Here is an 18,792-nt window from a genome sequence, read left to right on the forward strand (position 1 = left end):
CGGGCGAAAACGCGGGGCGGGCACCGGATCCTCCCGGTGCCCGCCCCGCGTCGCCGTGTGCGACGCCGCTGTCCCTCGACGGGTCAGAGCGTGATCAGCGCCTCCAGCGGCGCTTCGCCGAGGCCCTCGGCCAGCCGCTGCCGGCCGTCGAGGAAGCCGAGCTCCATCAGCACGGCGACGCCCGCGACCTCGGCACCGGCCCGGTGGATCAGCTGGAGCGCCGCCTCCGCCGTGCCACCGGTGGCCAGCACGTCGTCGATGACGAGCACCCGGTCGCCCGGGCCCACCGCGTCGGCGTGCATCTCGATCTCGGCGGTGCCGTACTCCAGCTCGTACGACTGCGCCAGGCAGGCTCCGGGGAGCTTGCCGGCCTTGCGCACGGGGATGAAGCCGACGCCCGCGCGGACGGCGACCGGGGCGCCCAGGATGAACCCGCGGGCCTCCAGGCCGACGACCTTGGTCGCGCCCAGGCGCTCGCAGAGCCCGGCGAAGGTGTCGGTGAGCAGGCCGAACGCCTCGGCGTCCGCGAGCAGCGGGGTGATGTCCTTGAACATCACGCCCGGCTTCGGATAGTCCGGGACGTCGTGGATGTGCGCCAGCAGCGCCTCACGCAGCTTCTCGTCGGTCATGCCGACCTCCACGGCGCTCATCGGCGCTTCCCCGAGGGACGGCCGCGGCCACCGCGGTTGCGGGGCGTGGCCTGGCGGACGATGCCGGCCGGGGCCGCGTCCTCGGGCTCCTCGCCGACGGGCTCGGCGTCCTGCGGCTCGCCCTCGCCGGACTCGGCCTTGGCCGTCGCGGCGGCGCGCTTGGCCGCCACCCGCTTGGCCAGGGCCCGCATCTGCGGGTCGCGCTCCTTGAGGTCGGCGACCAGCGGGGTGGCGATGAAGATCGAGGAGTACGCGCCGGCCGCGAGGCCGACGAAGAGGGCGAGGGAGATGTCGTTGAGCATGCCCGCGCCCAGGAAGCCGCCGCCGATGAAGAGCAGGCCGGCGACCGGCAGCAGCGCCACGACGGTGGTGTTGATGGAGCGCACCAGGGTGCCGTTGAGGCTGCGGTTGGCGATCTCGCTGTAGGTCCAGCGGGTCTGCTTGGTGAGGTCCTTCGAGCTCTCCTTCAGACCGTCGAAGACGACGACGGTGTCGTAGAGGGAGTAACCGAGGATGGTCAGCAGACCGATCACCGTGCCCGGGGTGACCTCGAAGCCCACCAGGGCGTACACCCCGACGGTGATGGTGAGGTCGTGGATCAGGGCGATGAGGGCGGCGATGGCCATCCGCCACTCGAAGGCGATCGCGAGGTAGATCACCACAAGGATCATGAAGACCGCCAGGCCCGTCCATGCCTTGTTGGCGATCTGGTCGCCCCAGCTGGGGCCGACGATATCGGCGTTGATCTTGTTCAGCGGGACGTCGAGCTTCTTGGCCAGTGCCGCCTGGGTCGTCCGCGACTGCTCGGTGGACAGCTCGCTGACCTGAACGCGCAGCGTCTTGTTGCCGAGCTTCTGGACGATGGCGGGGTGGCCGGAGGCGTCCTGCGCGGTCCGCTGGGCCTGCTCGGCCGAGACGGAGGTGGTGGGCGTGGTGAAGACCGCGCCGCCGGAGAACTCGATGCCCATGTTCAGGCCGCGCACGGCCAGGCCGACGATGGCCGTGATCGTGATGAGGATCGAGATGCCGTACCAGATCTTCCGCTTGCCGACGAAGTCGTAACCGACCTCACCGCGGTAGAGCCGGGCGCCGAGGTTGCCGAGTTTCGACATCTCACGCCTCCTTGGGGTCGACGGGGGCGGAGGGGCGGCGGCGGGACGACCGCAGCGGCGGCTTGGCGCCGAGCCGCTTGGGGTCGAGCCCGGACCACGGATGGCCGCTGGCGAAGAACTTGCGGCGCGCGAGAAGCGTCATGAGCGGCTTGGTGAAGAGGAAGACCACGACGACGTCGAGGAGGGTGGTCAGGCCGAGGGTGAACGCGAAGCCCTGGACCTTGCCGACGGTGACGATGAAGAGCACCGCGGCGGCGAGGAAGGACACGAAGTCGGAGACCAGGATCGTGCGGCGGGCGCGCGGCCAGCCCCGCTCGACGGCCGGGCGCAGTGAACGGCCCTCGCGGATCTCGTCCCGGATGCGTTCGAAGTAGACGATGAAGGAGTCGGCGGTGATACCGATCGCGACGATCGCACCGCAGACGGCCGGCAGGTTGAGCGCGAAGCCGATGGCCTGCCCCAGCAGCACCATGATCACGTAGGTGAGGATCGCGGAGCACAGGAGGCTGGCGAGGGCGACGAGCGCGAGCCCGCGGTAGTACGCCACCAGGTAGATGATCACCAGGGCGAGGCCGATGGCACCGGCGATGAGACCGGCGCGCAGCTGCTCGCCGCCGAGCGCCGCGGTGACGGTCGTCTCGGTCTCGACGCTGAAGGACAGCGGCAGGGCACCGTAGGACAGCACGTTGGCCAGGTCCTGGGCGCTCTGCTGGGTGAAGCCGCCGGAGATCTCCGCCTGGCCGCCGTTGATCGAGCTGGAGACGGAGGGGTCGGAGACGACCTCGCCGTCCAGGACGATCGCGAACTGGTTCTGCGGGGACTGCTTGGTGGCCAGCTGGCCGGTCACGTCGGCGAACTTCTTGGAGCCGCCGGAGGTGAACTTCAGCTGGACGAGCCAGCCGCGGCCCTGCTGGCTGTCGAAGACGGCCGAGGCGCTGCTGACGCCGGTGCCCTCCACGGACACCGGGCCGAGGATCTCCTTGGCGGAGCCGTCCTTCTTGCACGCGGCGATCATGTCGGTCGCCGCGGAGCGCGCGGCGGCCTCGCTCGCGTTGGAGCGGCCTTCCTTGGTGGAGCAGTCCAGCGCGTCGAGCTTCTTCTGGAGCGCGGCGACGTCGGCGGGGGCCGGCGAGGGGTTGTTGTCCTGCTTGGACTTGTCGTCCTTCTTGGCCCCCTTGTCGTCCGTGCCCGCGGAGGCGGAGGCGCTCGGGGTCGTGGCGGCGTCGGCCTTCAGGGCGTCGGTGACGGCGCGGCCCTGCGGGCTGGCGTTCGCGGACGGGGAGCCGGACGGCTTGTTCTTGTCGTCCTTGCTCTTGTCACCGCTCTTGTCACCGCCCTTGTCCTTGCCCGCGGCGGAGGGGCTGGAGCCGGGCTGCTCGGGCGTCTTGGCACCGGGGGCCACGCTCAGCACGGGCCGGAAGCCCAGCTTGGCGGTCGTGCCGACCTGCTGCCGGGCCTGCTCGGCGTTCGTCCCCTTGGGGATGTTCACGACGATGTGGTCGCGGCCCTGCGTCTGAACCTCGGCCTCGGTGACACCGAGGCCGTTGACACGCCGCTCGATGATGCCCACGGCCGTGTTCATATTGGTGTCGTTGATCGCATTGGGCTTGCCGGGTTCGTTCTTGGCCTTCAGCGTGAAGCTGGTGCCACCAGCGAGGTCGATACCCAGCCGCGGAGTGGTGCGCCCGGAGGCGAACATTCCCCCGGTGAGCGCCACCATGGCGATCAGGATCAGGGCCAGGACACGGCCCGGCCTGCCCTGGCCGCCCGGGGACCTGCGGCCCTTCTTCGGTGCTGCCACCTTGTCGTTTCTCCCTGTCCAACCGCCCGGCGTCGGAGGTTTCCCGGACGGCCACGAAGTGTTGTGGGGACCTGCCCCCGCCGGAGCCTAGACCGAAAGGGAACCGCGGCGCACTGATCGGTGAGTGCTCCGCGGTTCCCGGGTGGTGCTACTTGGCGTCGGTGTCGCCCGGCTTGCCGTCCCGCTCGGCGTCCTTCGCCTCGGCCGTGTCCGTCCCGGCGGCCTTCTCGCCCTTGTCGGCCTTGTCCTCGGCGGGGGTCTCCTTGCCGAGGTCGATCTTCTTCTCGGCCGGGGTGTCGGTCAGCGACGAGGCGTCGTCCGGGACGACAGGGGTCTCGGACTCGTCGGGCTCGATGCCGTGGACGATGCGGTTGTACTCGTCGTCCTGGAGAACGGCGCCGATGGAGTTCTTCGCGTAGATGGCGTGCACACCGGGGGCGATCTCGAGGAGGACCGAGTCGTCGTTGACCTCCTTGACGGTGGCGTACATGCCGCCGATCGTCCGCACGCCGGTGCCCGGCTGCATCTGGTCGCGCATCTGGGCCGCCTGGCGCTGCTTGTTCTTGGCCGACCGGGTCATCAGGAACATGGCCCCGATAAGCACGATGAACGGCAGGAGAGTCATGATATTCACGGGACGGGGTTTCCTTCACACGACCACGGAGGCGCGGCCTGGTCTACGGGGGTGGTATGCCGCACCGATACGGACGGCATCGGCGGAGTCTAAGCGAGTCCGCGCCTAGGGAACAACGCTCAGCATGGCACCGGGGTTCCTGACCGGACCAGCCCACGCGCCGTCACGCGTCGAACAGCCCCGGTCCCCCGGCCCCGCCCGCCGGCCGCCCCGGCGCCTCGAGACCGAGGTGTGCCCAGGCCGCGGGCGTGGCGACGCGGCCCCTGGGCGTACGGGCCAGCAGTCCTTCCCGTACGAGGAAGGGCTCGGCGACCTCCTCGACCGTCTCTCGCTCCTCCCCCACGGCGACGGCCAGGGTGGAGAGGCCGACGGGGCCGCCGCCGAAGAGCTTGAGCAGCGCCGTCAGCACGGCACGGTCCAGCCGGTCGAGGCCGCGGGCGTCGACCTCGTAGACATCGAGCGCCTGTGCGGCGACCTCCCGGGTGATGACACCGTCGGCCTTGACCTGGGCGAAGTCACGGACGCGGCGCAGGAGGCGGTTGGCGATGCGGGGCGTGCCCCGGGAGCGGCCGGCGATCTCGGCGGCGCCCTCCGCGTCGGTCTCCACGTCGAGCAGGCGCGCGGAGCGGTGGATGACCCGCTCCAGCTCGGCGGGGGCGTAGAACTCCATGTGCCCGGTGAAGCCGAAGCGGTCGCGCAGCGGGGGCGGCAGCAGCCCGGCCCGGGTGGTCGCGCCGACGAGGGTGAAGGGCGGCAGCTCCAGCGGGATGGCGGTGGCGCCGGGGCCCTTGCCGACGATGACGTCGACCCGGAAGTCCTCCATCGCCATGTAGAGCATCTCCTCGGCGGGCCGGGACATGCGGTGGATCTCGTCGAGGAAGAGGACCTCGCCCTCGGTGAGGGAGGACAGGATGGCCGCGAGATCACCGGCGTGCTGGATGGCGGGGCCGGAGGTGATGCGGATGGGGGCGCCCATCTCGGCCGCGATGATCATCGAGAGGGTGGTCTTGCCGAGCCCGGGAGCGCCGGAGAGCAGGACGTGGTCGGCCGTGGCGTTACGGGCGCGCGCGGCCTTCAGGACGAGGTCGAGCTGCTCCCGCACGCGCTCCTGGCCGACGAACTCGCCGAGGTCCTTCGGGCGCAGGGCGGCCTCGACGGCCTGGTCCTCGCCGTCGGCGGTGGTGCCGACCAGCCGGTCGGCCGCGGCGGATTCGGGGTCGTCTTCCCAGTTCACGGGTGGTGCCTCGCGATTCGTGACGGTCGGGGTGCGGCGTTCGTCCGGGCCCAGGCGGCGCGTGGGCCCCGGCGGCCGGTCACCGGGCCCGGTTCAGGGTCTGGAGGGCCGCGCGCAGCAGCTGCCCGACCTGGGGCACGGCGCCCGTGGCCACCGTGGCCTCGGCCTGCGGTGCCACGGCCGACACGGCCTCGTCCGCCTCGCGCGCGGCGTAGCCCAGGCCGACGAGCGCGGCGTGCAACTGCTCGCGCCAGCCGGCGGCGCCCGGGCCGGCCGGACCCGGCACCGCGGCCGTGCCGGAGCCGATCGGCTCGCCGAGGCGGTCCTTGAGCTCCAGGAGCAGCTTCTGCGCACCCTTCTTGCCGATGCCGGGCACGGCGGTGAGCGCCTTCTCGTCACCGGTGGAGACGGCGCGGCGCAGGGCGTCCGGGGAGTGCACGGCGAGCATGGCCTGGGCCAGCCGCGGGCCGACACCGCTGGCGGTCTGGAGCAGCTCGAAGACCTGCCGCTCGTCGTCGTCCGCGAAGCCGTAGAGCGTGAGGGAGTCCTCGCGCACCACGAGGGAGGTCGCGAGCTTGGCCTCCTGGCCGACGCGCAGGCCGGAGAGGGTGTTCGGGGTGCACAGGACGGCCATGCCGATGCCGCCGACCTGGACGACGGCGGTGTCGGGGGCCAGGGCCGCGACCGGCCCGGAGACGAAGGCGATCATGCGGTGCCCTTCAGGTTGCGTACGGCCGCGTCCCGCGGGCGCGTGGTGCGGCGGTGGGCGGCGACGGCCTCCTGGAGGCGGTTGGTCGCGGGGGCCCGCCAGATATGACAGATGGCGAGAGCGAGGGCGTCGGCGGCGTCGGCCGGCCTGGGCGGCGCGCCGAGCCGGAGCAGGCGGGTGACCATCGCGCCGACCTGCGCCTTGTCGGCCCGGCCCGAGCCGGTGACGGCGGCCTTGACCTCGCTGGGGGTGTGCAGGGCGACGGGCAGGCCGCGGCGGGCCGCGCAGAGCATGGCCACGGCGCTGGCCTGCGCGGTGCCCATCACGGTGCTCACGTTGTGCTGGCTGAAGACCCGCTCCACGGCCACGAATTCGGGGCGGTGCTCGTCCAGCCACTGCTCCATGCCGCGCTCGATGAGGACGAGGCGGTCGGCGACCGGGGCGTCGGCGGGCGTGCGTACGACACCGACGCCGAGCATGCGCAGCGGCCGCCCGGCCACGCCGTCGACCACGCCGACACCGCACCGGGTCAGCCCCGGGTCGACCCCCAGCACCCGCATCGCGTGCCCTCCCCTTCGCCGTACGGCCGTGTGTTCCCGCTGCCGTCGCAGGCTATCGGCTGCCACTGACAACGGCGGATCACGCCGACGGGCCGACGGGTGATGTCCCGTCGGCCCGTCGGTGAGCCCGTCGCGCGTGCCCGTGCGTCAGGCGTCGACCTTGGCCATGACCTCGTCGGAGACGTCGAAGTTGGCGAAGACGTTCTGCACGTCGTCGCTGTCCTCCAGCGCGTCGATCAGCTTGAAGATCTTGCGCGCGCCTTCCTCGTCGAGCTCCACCTGCATGGTGGGGACGAAGTTGGCCTCGGCGGAGTCGTAGTCGATGCCCTGCTCCTGGAGCGCGCTGCGGACCGCGACCAGGTCGGTGGCCTCGCTGAGGACCTCAAAGGTCTCGCCGAGGTCGTTGACCTCCTCGGCACCCGCGTCCAGGACCGCGCCCAGGACGTCGTCCTCGCTGAGCTCGCCCTTGGGGACGATGACGACGCCCTTGCGGTTGAAGAGGTAGGACACCGAGCCGGGGTCGGCCATGGAGCCGCCGTTGCGGGTCATGGCGACGCGGACGTCGGAGGCGGCGCGGTTGCGGTTGTCGGTGAGGCACTCGATGAGCACGGCGACACCGTTCGGGCCGTAGCCCTCGTACATGATCGTCTCGTAGTCGGCGCCGCCCGCCTCGAGGCCGGCGCCGCGCTTGACGGCGCTGTCGATGTTCTTGTTCGGGACCGAGCTCTTCTTCGCCTTCTGGATGGCGTCGAACAGCGTCGGGTTGCCGGCCGGGTCGGCACCGCCGGTGCGGGCGGCGACCTCGATGTTCTTGATCATCTTCGCGAAGAGCTTGCCGCGCTTGGCGTCGATCACGGCCTTCTTGTGCTTAGTCGTAGCCCATTTAGAGTGGCCGGACATCCGCCTGTCTCCTTCGCGTAACCAAATTCTGAACGAACGACTGTGATCCTACCGGGATCGGCCCGCCGGTCTCCCAACGCCCACCCTCAGGCGGCGGTGACGCACGCGCCCCCGTCGTCCGGAACGAGCCGTCCGTGGGCGTGGTTCCGGGCGATCTCCACGAACAGCGCGTGCACGCGGTGGTCGCCGGTGAGCTCCGGGTGGAAGGACGTCGCGAGCACGTTGCCCTGCCGCACGGCGACCGTGTGGCCGTCGTAGGTGGCGAGCACCTCGGCGCCCGCGCCGACGGACTCGACCCAGGGCGCGCGGATGAAGACGCCCTCGACGGGTCCGCCCGCGATGCCGGACACCTCGACGGACGCCTCGAAGGACTCGTTCTGGCGGCCGAAGGCATTGCGGCGCACGATCATGTCGATGCCGCCCAGAGTCTCCTGGTCCTCACGGCCGTCCAGCAGCTTGTCCGCGACCATGATCATGCCGGCGCAGGTGCCGTAGACGGGCAGTCCGGCCCGTACGCGCTCGCGCAGCGGTTCCAGCATGCCGAAGGCGACGGCCAGCTTGGACATGGTGGTGGACTCGCCACCGGGGATCACCAGACCGTCGAGGCCGTCGAGTTCCTCGGGGCGGCGGACCGGGCGCGCGACGGCGTCTGCCGCGGAGAGGGCGATCAGGTGCTCGCGGACGTCACCCTGGAGGGCGAGTACGCCGATGACGGGGCTGTCGGCGGTGGACACGGTGGATACCTCTCAACACGGGACGGCCGGTGGGCGGCCCGCAGCTGCGGGCCGCCCACCGTTCAAGGACAACGGGATTACCAGCCGCGGTTGGCGTAGCGCTCCGCCTCGGGGAGGGTGTCGCAGTTGATGCCGACCATGGCCTCGCCCAGGTTGCGGGAGACGTCCGCGATGACGCTCGGGTCGTCGTAGAACGTGGTGGCCTTCACGATGGCCGCGGCGCGCTTGGCCGGGTCACCGGACTTGAAGATGCCGGAGCCGACGAACACGCCCTCCGCACCGAGCTGGCGCATCAGCGCGGCGTCGGCCGGGGTGGCGACACCACCGGCGGAGAACAGCACGACCGGCAGCTTGCCGAGCTCGGCGACCTCCTTGACGAGCTCGTACGGGGCGCGCAGCTCCTTGGCGGCGGCGTACAGCTCGTTGTTGTCGTAACCGCGCAGACGGGCGATCTCGCCCTTGATCTGCCGCAGGTGACGCACGGCCTCGACGACGTTGCCGGTGCCGGCCTCGCCCTTCGAACGGATCATGGCCGCGCCCTCGGCGATCCGGCGCAGCGCCTCGCCCAGGTTGGTGGCACCGCAGACGAAGGGGGTGGTGAAGGCCCACTTGTCGCTGTGGTTGACCTCGTCGGCCGGGGTGAGGACCTCGGACTCGTCGATGTAGTCGACACCGAGGGACTGGAGGACCTGGGCCTCGACGAAGTGCCCGATGCGGGACTTGGCCATCACCGGGATGGAGACGGCGTTGATGATGCCGTCGATCATGTCCGGGTCGGACATCCGGGCCACGCCGCCGTCCTTGCGGATGTCCGCGGGGACCCGCTCCAGGGCCATGACGGCGACAGCGCCCGCGTCCTCGGCGATCTTGGCTTCCTCGGGCGTGACGACGTCCATGATCACACCGCCCTTGAGCTGCTCGGCCATGCCGCGCTTGACGCGCGCGGTGCCGGTCTCGGGGGTGGTGGGGCTGGGGGACGTGCTGGACACGTTGTGACCTCGCTATCAAGGGCGGTGAAGCTGCTCCCTCATACAAGCGGCCACCTGGGCCCGGGAAAAAGGGCCAATTCGAGGACGGTGGCTTGTCAGGGCCGTGCGGCCGTCGGCTTTGCCGAGGTCAGGGGGTTGGCGTCGGGTGCGACGCGGGGGCTGGGCGGACTGCGCGGGCCGGGCGCATGCCGGGGTGAACGCACGGGCCAGGGCGGACGTACAGGCGGGGCGGACGGCGGGCGGGGCGGGCGGGGTACGCCGGGCTGGGCGGCTGACGGGTGGGCTTGAGGGCATTGCCCGGCCGATCCCTCCAGGGCGCGGGCCGGGCGCGGCGGAGGCGCCGGGCGCAGCGGGGGGGGGGGCGTACGGCGGGGCGTGCGGGCTGCACCCGGGGGCGTGCCAGGCGTACGGGCCGGGCCTCGGCGCCGACGGGCGGGCATTGCCCGGGGCACCCTTGCGGGCGCGGGCTGGGGGCAGCCAGGGGCTGAGCCTGGCACGGACCAGTCCGGGCGGGGCGGGTGACGGGCAGCCCCGGCCGTTGCCTGACTGCCCCGGGCGTGCTGAGCGCGGCGGGCGTGCGGGCTACGCCAGGCTCGGCGGCCGCAAAGGCGCGCAGTCGGTCGCGGGGCGTTCGACGGGTGGTCTCGGACGTTGCCCGGGCGACCCCGTCGGACCGGCCGCACGAACCGGGCTGGGCTCGGCGGCGCGTACGGACTACATCGGGTTCGGCGGCCGACGGTTGCCTCGGGCATTGCCCGGGTGGCCCGGAGGCGCGGGCGCCGGCCCGGATCAACCCCCGGCAGGCGCAGCGGCCCCGGCCGGGCGCGCACAGCGCACAGGCATCCCCGGACCAGCAGCGGGCGGCCGGGTCGGCCGACTGATCGGGGCGCCCCCGATCAGTCGTGCGCTCCGTCGCCCAGGGCGACCGGCGGCTCGTCGTCCATCTCGAAGGCGAGGGGGAACGGCGCGTGGCCCGCCAGCCGGAACCACCGCACCACCCGGTGCGTACGGACCGCCCGGGCCGCGCGGACGGCGTCGTTGTGGAAGCGCCGCGCCATGGGCACCCTGCGGACGGCCGCCGTCAGCTCGCCGAGCGACTCCTCGCCGCCCGGCGCCGCCCGTACCGCCTCGACCTGCGGCACCTCGGCGAAGACCGCCCGCAGCGCCTGGCTCAGCTCGCTCTCGGCGACCTCGCGGTGCTCCTCCTCGGCCTGCCGGGCAGCGTGCGCGGCCTGGTAGAGCACGATCGAGGCGGCCGGATCGAGGACCCCGGCCGTGGCCAGTTCCTGAGCGACCGAGGCGCGCCGCAACAACTGGGCGTCCAGAGCGGCGCGCGCGGCGTCGATACGGCTGTGCAGGCGGTCCAGCCGGCCGGCGGTCCAGCTCAGATAGACGCCGATGACGACGAGCGCGGCGACGATCCAGATCACAGTGGTCACGCCGGCCCACGTTACCGCTCGCCGAAGGCCCGGCTCCGCGCCCGGCCTCCACCCACGGGTGGACCCGGCCACGCGCGGACATCCACCCGGACCTCGACCCTGGCGCCGATCCGCCTCCACCCGGGCCGCGCCTAACTTCGGGATCAGGACGCCGCACCCACGGAGGCACCCATGGAACCGCGCTCCAAGCGAGCCCTGCTCGTCCCCCTGACCATCGACATCGCGCTCCCGCTCGCGCTGTATTACGTGATGCGGGCTCAGGGAGCGGCCCAGTGGCAGGCCCTCCTGATCAGCGGTGCGGTCCCGGCCGCGCACGCGCTCGGCACGGCCGTCGTCCGCCGGCGCGTGGAGTTCTTCGACCTGTTCGTCGTCGGGCTGCTCGCCCTCTCCGCCGCGACCTCACTGATCAGCGGAAATCCACGGGTGCTGCTCCTGAAAGACGCCGCGCTGCCGGCGCTGCTAGGCATATGGATCCTGGCCACGCTCTCCACGGCACGGCCCTTCGCCTTCCGGCTCGGCGAGCGGCTGCGCACCGGAGCCGCGGCGGCGGACGCCGAGCGCGCCTGGCACGAGATGCCGGCGTACCGGACGGCGCTGCGCGGGCTGACCACCCTCTGGGGCTGTGTGCAGTTGCTGGACGCGGCCCTGAGCACGGTGCTGGCGCTGACACTGCCGGTCGACGTGGTGCCCTTGATCGGGCGAATAGAGTCCCTCACCCTGCTGGGCCTGGTGGTCGTGGCCACGGTGCGGCGCAGCAGGCGCTTCCGGTCCGCGCACGGGCAGGGTCTGTTCGGCACGGCCGGATCCGCCTCCCGGGAGCGCCTGGAAAAGGCTCCGGGCAACGCCTGAGCACGGGCGGGGTCCCGGTGCGCCGGCGCCCCGCCACCGGGCCGGTCGGGGCGGTCCGGTCAGTCCCTCGCCAGCCCGAAGCGGGCGAAGAGGCCGGTGCGTTCGTCGGCGGCGACCGAGGCCGCGCCGGCCGTCACCGTCTCGTAGACGGCAAGGATGTCCGCGCCGACCCGCGACCAGTCGAAGCGGCGTACGTGCTTGCTGCCCCGCTCGCTGAGCCCGGCCCGCTGCGCGGGGTCGCCCAGCAGCCGTACGGCGGCGGCGGCCAGCGCGTCCGCGTCCTCGTTGGCGAACAGCTCGCCCGCCGACCCCTGGTCGAGGACCTGCGCGAAGGCGTCCAGGTCGCTGGCGAGGACGACCGCGCCCGCGGACATCGCCTCGACGAGGATGATGCCGAAGGACTCGCCGCCGGTGTTCGGCGCCACATAGACGTCGACGCTGCGCAGCAGCCGTGCCTTGTCCTCGTCGCTGACCATGCCGAGGAATTCGACGCGGTCCCGCATCTCCCGGGGCAGGCTCGCGACGGCTTCCTCCTCGTCGCCCCGCCCGGCCACCAGGAGCCGGGTGCCGGGGCACTCCGCGAGGATCTTCGGCAGGGCGCGCATCAGGACGGGCAGGCCCTTGCGGGGCTCGTCGATGCGGCCGACGAAGCCGATCGTCGGGGCCTCGGCAGTGCCCTGCCACTCCTCCTTGGGCGTGGCGCGGGCGAAGAAGTCCACGTCGACGCCATTGGGGATGACGACGGCGTCGCCGCCCAGGTGCTCGACGAGCGTCCGGCGGGCGTATTCGCTCACCGCGATCCGCGCGCTGATCTTCTCCAGCGCCGGCTGGAGGATCGGATAGGCCGCGATCATGGCGCGCGAGCGCGGGTTGGAGGTGTGGAAGGTCGCCACGATCGGGCCCTGCGCGGCCCAGCAGGTCAGCAGTCCCAGGGAGGGGGAGGTGGGTTCATGGATGTGGATGACGTCGAAGTCGCCGTCGTGCAGCCAGCGGCGCACCCGCGCGGCCGACAGGAAGCCGAAGTTCAGCCGGGCCACCGAGCCGTTGTAGGGCACCGGCACGGCGCGGCCCGCCGAGACGACGAAGGGCGGCAGCGGCGTCTCGTCGTCCGCCGGGGCCAGTACGGAGACCTCGTGGCCCAGCCGGATGAGGTGCTCGGCCAGATCCCTGATGTGGAACTGGACGCCGCCGGGGACGTCCCACGAATAAGGACAGACGATCCCGATCCTCAAGGCTTCTCCGTTCCGGAGCTCTTGTCGGTGGGCTCATCATCGCGCCGGCCGAGGTCGGCGAGCCACAGTCGCTGGAGCATATGCCAGTCCTCGGGATGCTCGGCGATGCCGGAGGCGAAGGCGTCCGCGAGCTGCTGGGTCATGACGGCGGCCTTCTCCGCGCGGGTGCCCGTCTCGGGCACCTCCACCGGGGCGTGGATCTTCCCGCGCATCACGGGCGAGCTGTCGTACCAGAGGGTCACCGGGAGCAGCAGCGCGCCTGTCTGCACCGCCAGCATCGCGGGCCCCGCCGGCATCTTCGCGGCCTCGCCGAAGAACTTGACCTCTATCCCGGAGGAGGACAGGTCACGGTCGGCCACCAGGCAGACCAGCCCCCCGGAGCGCAGCCGCCGCGCGAGCGTCCCGAAGGCGCTGCCGCCCGCGTGCGGGAGCACCTCCATGCCGAGTCCCTCGCGGTAGGCCACGAAGCGGTCGTAGAGCGACTCGGGCTTGAGCCGCTCGGCGACGGTGGTGAAGGGGACTCCGAGACGGCTGGTGACCCAGGCGCCCGCGAGGTCGTAGTTGCCCATGTGGGGCAGGGCGAGCACCACACCGCGGCCGCCGGCCAGCCCTTCCTCGAGCCGGTGCAGGTCCTCCGGGGAGAAGCCGTCGCGGACACGCTCCGCGCTCCAGGCAGGCAGCCGGAAGGACTCCATCCAGTAGCGCATGTACGAGCGCATGCCCGCGCGCGAGAGCTGGGCGAGGCGCCCCGGGCCGGCGTCGGGCAGCACCCGGGCGAGGTTGGCCTCCAGGCGCAGCACGCCCTTGCCGCGCCGCTTCCAGACCGTGTCCGCTATCCGCCGCCCCAGCGCGACGGCCACGGGCTCCGGAAGCTTCTTGACCGTGGCCCAGCCGAGCCCGTACAGAGCGTCGGTCAGCTTCTCCCTCACGCGGCGCCGTCCCCCCGGTCCTCCGTGGCGGCGGCGAGGGCGTCCGCCTCGGCGGCCTCCCGGCGCACGGTCACCACGCGCTGCACCAGCGTCACCAGGCTGCCGGCGGCCACGATCCACAGCGCGACGGGCAGCAGGTACTGGATCCCGGGCACGCCGAACTTGTGCAGGCCGGCGAAGCCGCAGGCCACCAGCGAGATGACGAGCCGCTCGGCGCGCTCGACCAGGCCGTTGACGTTCACCGGCAGGCCGATGCTCTCACCGCGCGCCTTGGTGTAGGAGACCACCTGGCCGCTGGCCAGGCAGAAGATCGTGACCGCGCACAGGGTGAGGCTGTCGCCCCGCCCGGCGTACCACAGGGCCAGGCCGCCGAAGATCGCCGCGTCGGCCACCCGGTCGAGCGTGGAGTCCAGGAAGGCGCCCCAGCGGCTGGACCGGCCGAGCTGGCGGGCCATGTTGCCGTCGACCAGGTCGGAGAAGACGAACAGCGTGATGACGACCGTGCCCCAGAAGAACTCGCCCTGGGGGTAGAAGACCAGCGCGCCCGCCATCACACCGCCGGTCCCGATGAGGGTGACCGCGTCGGGGCTGACGCCCAGGCGGATGAGCAGGGCGGCGAACGGCGTGAGAACACGCGTGAAGAACGCACGCGCGTACTTGTTCAGCATGGCCTTCCCGGAGGGTCGTGGCGGGCCGCGTGGTCAGGAGGCCACCGGCTGGCCCATCGTAGCCAGGCGGCCGGGGGCAGCCGCGCACGCATCACTCCACCCGGCCCCCGGCCCCCTCGCCACGGCCGCGCCACGACACCGTCACGGCGCGTTCCCCGCCCGTTCCCGGGCCGTTTCCGGCCACACCCGCCCGCCGCCGAAGAACGGCTTCCGGTATACGCCTGCGTGTGCGATGTATGGACGCAGCGTTACCGCAGTGGAAAGCTCGAAGTACCGCAGGTGTCGACCGGGAGGCGGGACACACATGGGCGAGAAGACGGGCACGTACCCAGGGGCCGCGGGCAGGGCGGTAGCGGCCGACCGGCCGAGCCAGGTGCGCAACGTGGTGCTGGTCGGCCACAGCGGCTCCGGAAAGACCACACTCGTGGAAGCACTGGCCCTGGCCACCGGAGCCGTCAACCGGGCGGGCCGGGTCGAGGACGGCGGCGCCCTCTCCGACTACGACGAGATCGAGCACCGCCAGCAGCGCTCCGTACAGCTGTCCCTGGTCCCCGTCGAATGGGCCGGGATCAAGATCAACCTCCTGGACGCACCCGGCTACGCCGACTTCGTCGGCGAGCTGAGGGCCGGTCTGCGCGCGGCGGACGCGGCCCTCTTCGTCGTCTCCGCCGCCGAGGGCACCGAGGGCATCACCGGCGCCACCCGCATGGTCTGGGAGGAATGCGCCGCCGTCGGCATGCCCCGCGCCATCGTGATCACTCACCTGGAGGCCGCGCGCGCCGACTTCGAGGCGATGACCGAGACCTGCCGCACCGCCTTCGGCGACGACTCCCCCGACCGGGTGCTCCCGCTCTACCTCCCCCTCCACGGCCCCGAGGGACCCGACGGCCACCGCACCGTCGCCGGCCTCATCGGCCTCCTCTCCCAGAGCGTCCTCGACTACTCCTCCGGCGAACGCACCGAGGCCGCCCCCGGCCCCGACCAGCTCCCGCTCATCGCGGAGGCCCGCGACCGGCTCATCGAGGGGATCATCGCCGAGAGCGAGGACGAGACCCTCATGGACCGCTATCTCAGCGGTGAGGAGATCGACGTCAAGACCCTGATCGAGGACCTCGAACGCGCCGTCGCACGCGGCACCTTCCACCCCGTCCTCGCCGCGGCCCCCGCCGCCGAAGGCGCCCGCCAGGGCCTGGGCACCGTCGAACTGCTGGAACTGATCACCGGCGGCTTCCCCACCCCCCTGGAGCGCACGGCCCCCGCCGTCACCACCCCCGACGGCCGCCCCCACGCCCCCCTGACCTGCGACCCCGCCGGCCCCCTCGCCGCCGAGGTCATCAAGACCTCCTCCGACCCCTACGTCGGCCGGATCTCCCTCGTCCGCGTCTTCTCCGGCACCCTGCGCCCCGACGAGACCGTGCACGTCTCCGGCCACGGCCTGGAGGACCGCGGCCACGAGAACCACGACGTCGACGAACGCGTCGGCGCCCTCTCCTCCCCCTTCGGCAAACACCAGCGCCAGCTCAACCAGGCCATCGCCGGAGACATCGCCTGCGTCGCCAAACTCGGCCACGCCGAGACCGGCGACACCCTCTCCACTCGGAGCACCCCGCTCCTCATGGAGCCCTGGCAACTGCCCGACCCCCTGCTGCCCGTGGCCATCGAGGCCCACAGCAAGGCCGACGAGGACAAGCTCTCCCAGGGCCTCGCCCGCCTCGTCGCCGAAGACCCCACCATGCGCCTCGAACAGAACCAGCACACCCACCAGGTCGTCCTGTGGTGCCTGGGCGAGGCCCACCGCGACGTCGCCCTGGAGCGCCTGCGCACCCGCTACGGCGTACGCGTCGACGCCGTCCCGCACAAGGTGTCCCTCCGCGAGACCTTCGGCTCCAAGGCCACCGGCCGCGGCCGCCACGTCAAGCAGTCCGGCGGCCACGGCCAGTACGCCATCTGCGAGATCGAGGTCGAACCGCTCCCCGGCGGCTCCGGCATCGAATTCGTCGACAAGGTGGTCGGCGGCGCCGTCCCCCGCCAGTTCATCCCCTCCGTCGAGAAGGGCGTACGGGCCCAGGCCGCCCGCGGCGTCGCCGCCGGGTACCCCCTGGTCGACGTCCGCGTCACCCTCCTCGACGGCAAGGCCCACTCCGTCGACTCCTCCGACGCCGCCTTCCAGACCGCCGGCGCCCTCGCCCTGCGCGAGGCCGCCGCCGACACCCGCATCCACCTCCTCGAACCCGTCGCCGAGATGGAGATCCTCGTCTCCGACGACTACGTCGGCCCCGTCATGAGCGACCTCTCCGGCCGCCGCGGGCGCGTCGTCGGCACCGAGCAGTCCGGCAGCGGCCGCACCCTCGTACGGGCCGAGGTCCCCGAGATCGAGATCGGGCGCTACGCCGTGGATCTGCGCTCCCTCTCCCACGGCACCGGCCGCTTCACCCGGGCCTACGCCCGCCACGAACCGATGCCCCCGCAGCTCGCCGAGCGCATCGGTGAACTCACCGAGAACGGAGCATAGTTCGCAAGCCGCCCGCCCCAACTCCACAGGGACGGGCGGCTTTGCGATCTCCGGCGACAGCCGGCACCCCGCCCGGATACGCTGGATACGCGGACCAACACGTATGACACGGGCGGCCGTCGGAAGCGGCAGCATAATCGGGCATGCGCGGCATTGGGGGCAGCAGTGGCAGCAGGGGATCCGTTCGACTTCAGCCCGGGGGCGCAGATCCCGCTCTCGGGCTCCTCCGGGCAGACCGCCGCGACCCAGGCGCTCGCCTCGGCCGCCTACCGCGACGGCCCCGTCGACGAACTCCTCAAGGCCAACTCCGACTGGGCCACCTCCGAGGTCAAACCACCCCGCATCTCCCTTTTCGAACCCAACCTCGGCGAAGCGTTCTCCCGCGCCGTGCAGCTCCGCGTCCTCGGCGGCGGCCGCAAGCCCCTCATCCAGTCCTTCGGCCTCGACCCCCAGCCCGTCGTCGAACACTGCCTCGCCGCCAGCCGCATCCGCAAACAGCGCGACATCCGCCTCACCGTCATCATGCTCGTCGCCGGAGTGCTCTTCCTCCCCGGCGTCCTCCTCTGGCTGGGCGCCTTCCAGCTGCGCCGCTCCCTCGCGGGCGCGCAGAACAAGCGGGCCGGCGCCCTCGGCATGGCCCTCCTCGCCGCCCTCGCCATCGGCGGCGTCATCTTCATGGTCAAGCTGCCCTTCCACGGCTTCCTGGGCATCTATCTCCGCGCCATGCTCATCGCCCCCCTCATCGGCGGCTTCCTCGCCCACCGCGTCTGCGAGAACACCGCCAAGGACCTCCGCGACCGCTGGACCGGACTCCTCTCCGGCGGCGGCATCGGCGCCAAGATCCCCGAAGCCGTCCCCAAGAACCCCGGCGAGACCGCCGCCGAGCGCCTGCGCCAGTCCCTGGAACGGCTCGCCGCCGAACAGCACAGCAATGTCGTCTTCTACGCCGGCCCCAAGGGCATACTCGGCATGGGCACCCGCTGGGGCAGCTGGCAGCTCGCCGAGGAACTCGTCCCCGCCGACCCCGAGAAGGAGATCAACCCCTTCCGCAGCTGGGACGTCATCCGCGCCATCCACGACCAGCTCCGCCTCCTGGAGCGCAGCCCCCTGCACACCGGCGGCTTCCCCACCCCCGCCGTCGAGCACTGGGTCGTCTCCCCCGTCGGCGAGGGCGCGGGCGCGGTCTCCCGCCCCGAAGGCACCGACGGCTTCCAGATACGGGGCGCGGAGCTCCAGAAGATCTGCAACGAGCAGCAGTTCGGCGCCGGCAGCAGGCACTACCTCGGCGTGCAGTTCGTCCTCTGGGACGGCCAGCTCGTCATCACCCTCCTCATCACCGTCACCGTCCTGCACAAGACCCTGCGCATCGAGGTCACCGGCCACGCCCTCGGCCCCGTCCACGGACTCTTCATGGGCAAGCCCTCACCCCGCACGAAGACCGTCACCAAGACCGTCAAATTCTGGGAGACCCGCACCCGGAACCTGTCCATCGTGCCCGCCAAGGAGGTCGTCCGGCTCGCCGCCCGCGCCCCCCTCACCTGGTACCCGCCCCTGCTGGAGTTCTGGGGCGGCAAGCTCGTCCTCCCCGAGCCCTTCGGCCTGCGCCACGCCTGGGCCGACAAACCCTGGCGCCACCGCTTCATGGCCGACGACGCCCTGCGCGCCACCACCCCGGTCCTCCGCGTCGTCCACGAGGCCGCCCTCCGCGTCCTCGCGGAGAACGGCGTGAACACCGAGCGCTTCGCCGGCCGCGCCATGAACCTCAGCGGCGCCGTCCAGGACCCCCAGCCGCGCGCCGCCGACGTCTACAACGCCTGACCCGAAGAACGGGGCGCTCCCG

17 protein-coding genes are annotated in these 18,792 nt (G+C 72.2%); 3 read left to right on the forward strand and 14 right to left on the reverse strand.

The features are described 5' to 3' along the window. Window positions 1–83: 83 nt before the first annotated feature. The 11 genes from ACH427_RS25330 to ACH427_RS25380 form a co-directional block, all read right to left on the reverse strand. Complete coding sequence (locus tag ACH427_RS25330) at window positions 84–650, reverse strand: adenine phosphoribosyltransferase (RefSeq protein ID WP_398872830.1); 567 nt, start codon at window positions 648–650, stop codon at window positions 84–86. Then, on the reverse strand, window positions 647–1,762 hold the full coding sequence (gene secF / locus ACH427_RS25335; protein ID WP_398872832.1) for a protein translocase subunit SecF: 1,116 nt from the start codon (window positions 1,760–1,762) through the stop codon (window positions 647–649). The genes ACH427_RS25330 and secF overlap by 4 nt, the downstream gene beginning before the upstream one ends. Window position 1,763: 1 nt before the next feature. Further along, window positions 1,764–3,563, reverse strand: a complete 1,800-nt coding sequence (gene secD, locus ACH427_RS25340) for a protein translocase subunit SecD (RefSeq protein WP_398872834.1) — start codon at window positions 3,561–3,563, stop codon at window positions 1,764–1,766. A 148-nt stretch (window positions 3,564–3,711) separates the two neighbouring features. Beyond that, window positions 3,712–4,197 carry a preprotein translocase subunit YajC gene (gene yajC / locus ACH427_RS25345; protein ID WP_398872836.1) on the reverse strand — a complete coding sequence of 162 codons (486 nt, stop codon included), beginning with the start codon at window positions 4,195–4,197 and terminating at the stop codon, window positions 3,712–3,714. Between the two features lie 163 nt (window positions 4,198–4,360). Next, window positions 4,361–5,431, reverse strand: coding sequence for a Holliday junction branch migration DNA helicase RuvB (ruvB, locus tag ACH427_RS25350; RefSeq protein ID WP_398872838.1), 1,071 nt, complete (start codon window positions 5,429–5,431; stop codon window positions 4,361–4,363). A gap of 79 nt (window positions 5,432–5,510) precedes the next feature. Next, entirely contained in the window at window positions 5,511–6,140 is a 630-nt protein-coding gene (gene ruvA / locus ACH427_RS25355) for a Holliday junction branch migration protein RuvA (RefSeq protein WP_398872840.1), read from the reverse strand. After that, window positions 6,137–6,700 (reverse strand): crossover junction endodeoxyribonuclease RuvC, encoded by a 564-nt coding sequence (gene ruvC / locus ACH427_RS25360; protein WP_398872842.1) that lies wholly within the window; start codon window positions 6,698–6,700, stop codon window positions 6,137–6,139. The genes ruvA and ruvC overlap by 4 nt, the downstream gene beginning before the upstream one ends. Window positions 6,701–6,847: 147 nt before the next feature. Beyond that, window positions 6,848–7,600, reverse strand: a complete 753-nt coding sequence (locus ACH427_RS25365) for a YebC/PmpR family DNA-binding transcriptional regulator (protein ID WP_398872844.1) — start codon at window positions 7,598–7,600, stop codon at window positions 6,848–6,850. Between the two features lie 86 nt (window positions 7,601–7,686). Next, window positions 7,687–8,334 carry a pyridoxal 5'-phosphate synthase glutaminase subunit PdxT gene (gene pdxT, locus ACH427_RS25370; RefSeq protein WP_398872846.1) on the reverse strand — a complete coding sequence of 216 codons (648 nt, stop codon included), beginning with the start codon at window positions 8,332–8,334 and terminating at the stop codon, window positions 7,687–7,689. Between the two features lie 77 nt (window positions 8,335–8,411). Beyond that, a complete protein-coding gene (gene pdxS / locus ACH427_RS25375) occupies window positions 8,412–9,323 on the reverse strand; it encodes a pyridoxal 5'-phosphate synthase lyase subunit PdxS (RefSeq protein WP_361522429.1) in 912 nt (303 codons plus the stop codon). 896 nt (window positions 9,324–10,219) lie between these two features. After that, the gene (locus tag ACH427_RS25380; RefSeq protein WP_398872848.1) at window positions 10,220–10,762 is read right to left on the reverse strand and encodes a hypothetical protein; all 543 of its coding nucleotides are present in this window, start codon (window positions 10,760–10,762) and stop codon (window positions 10,220–10,222) included. A 171-nt stretch (window positions 10,763–10,933) separates the two neighbouring features. On the opposite strand from ACH427_RS25380, the gene ACH427_RS25385 reads away from it, so the two are divergent. Then, window positions 10,934–11,611: a VC0807 family protein gene (locus ACH427_RS25385; RefSeq protein ID WP_398872850.1), complete on the forward strand. Its 678-nt coding sequence runs from the start codon at window positions 10,934–10,936 to the stop codon at window positions 11,609–11,611. Window positions 11,612–11,670: 59 nt separating this feature from the next. Here ACH427_RS25385 and ACH427_RS25390 read toward each other — a convergent pair whose 3' ends face one another. From ACH427_RS25390 to pgsA, 3 genes are read right to left on the reverse strand one after another with little or no spacing between them, the layout of a single operon-like run. Then, on the reverse strand, window positions 11,671–12,843 hold the full coding sequence (locus ACH427_RS25390) for a glycosyltransferase family 4 protein (RefSeq protein WP_398872852.1): 1,173 nt from the start codon (window positions 12,841–12,843) through the stop codon (window positions 11,671–11,673). Further along, a complete protein-coding gene (locus ACH427_RS25395) occupies window positions 12,840–13,772 on the reverse strand; it encodes a phosphatidylinositol mannoside acyltransferase (protein WP_398872854.1) in 933 nt (310 codons plus the stop codon). Before ACH427_RS25395 ends, ACH427_RS25390 begins: the two co-directional genes overlap by 4 nt. Continuing rightward, complete coding sequence (pgsA, locus tag ACH427_RS25400; protein WP_398872856.1) at window positions 13,769–14,440, reverse strand: phosphatidylinositol phosphate synthase; 672 nt, start codon at window positions 14,438–14,440, stop codon at window positions 13,769–13,771. Before pgsA ends, ACH427_RS25395 begins: the two co-directional genes overlap by 4 nt. A 304-nt stretch (window positions 14,441–14,744) precedes the next feature. Between pgsA and ACH427_RS25405 the strand changes: the two genes are divergently transcribed. Together ACH427_RS25405 and ACH427_RS25410 are read left to right on the forward strand one after the other, a co-directional pair. Continuing rightward, a complete protein-coding gene (locus tag ACH427_RS25405) occupies window positions 14,745–16,952 on the forward strand; it encodes an elongation factor G-like protein EF-G2 (protein ID WP_398872858.1) in 2,208 nt (735 codons plus the stop codon). Window positions 16,953–17,117: 165 nt separating this feature from the next. Then, window positions 17,118–18,770, forward strand: a complete 1,653-nt coding sequence (locus tag ACH427_RS25410; protein WP_398872860.1) for a hypothetical protein — start codon at window positions 17,118–17,120, stop codon at window positions 18,768–18,770. Window positions 18,771–18,792: the final 22 nt, after the last annotated feature.

The organism is Streptomyces sp. NPDC020379, from assembly GCF_044387105.1.
Classification (GTDB): Bacteria; Actinomycetota; Actinomycetes; order Streptomycetales; family Streptomycetaceae; genus Streptomyces.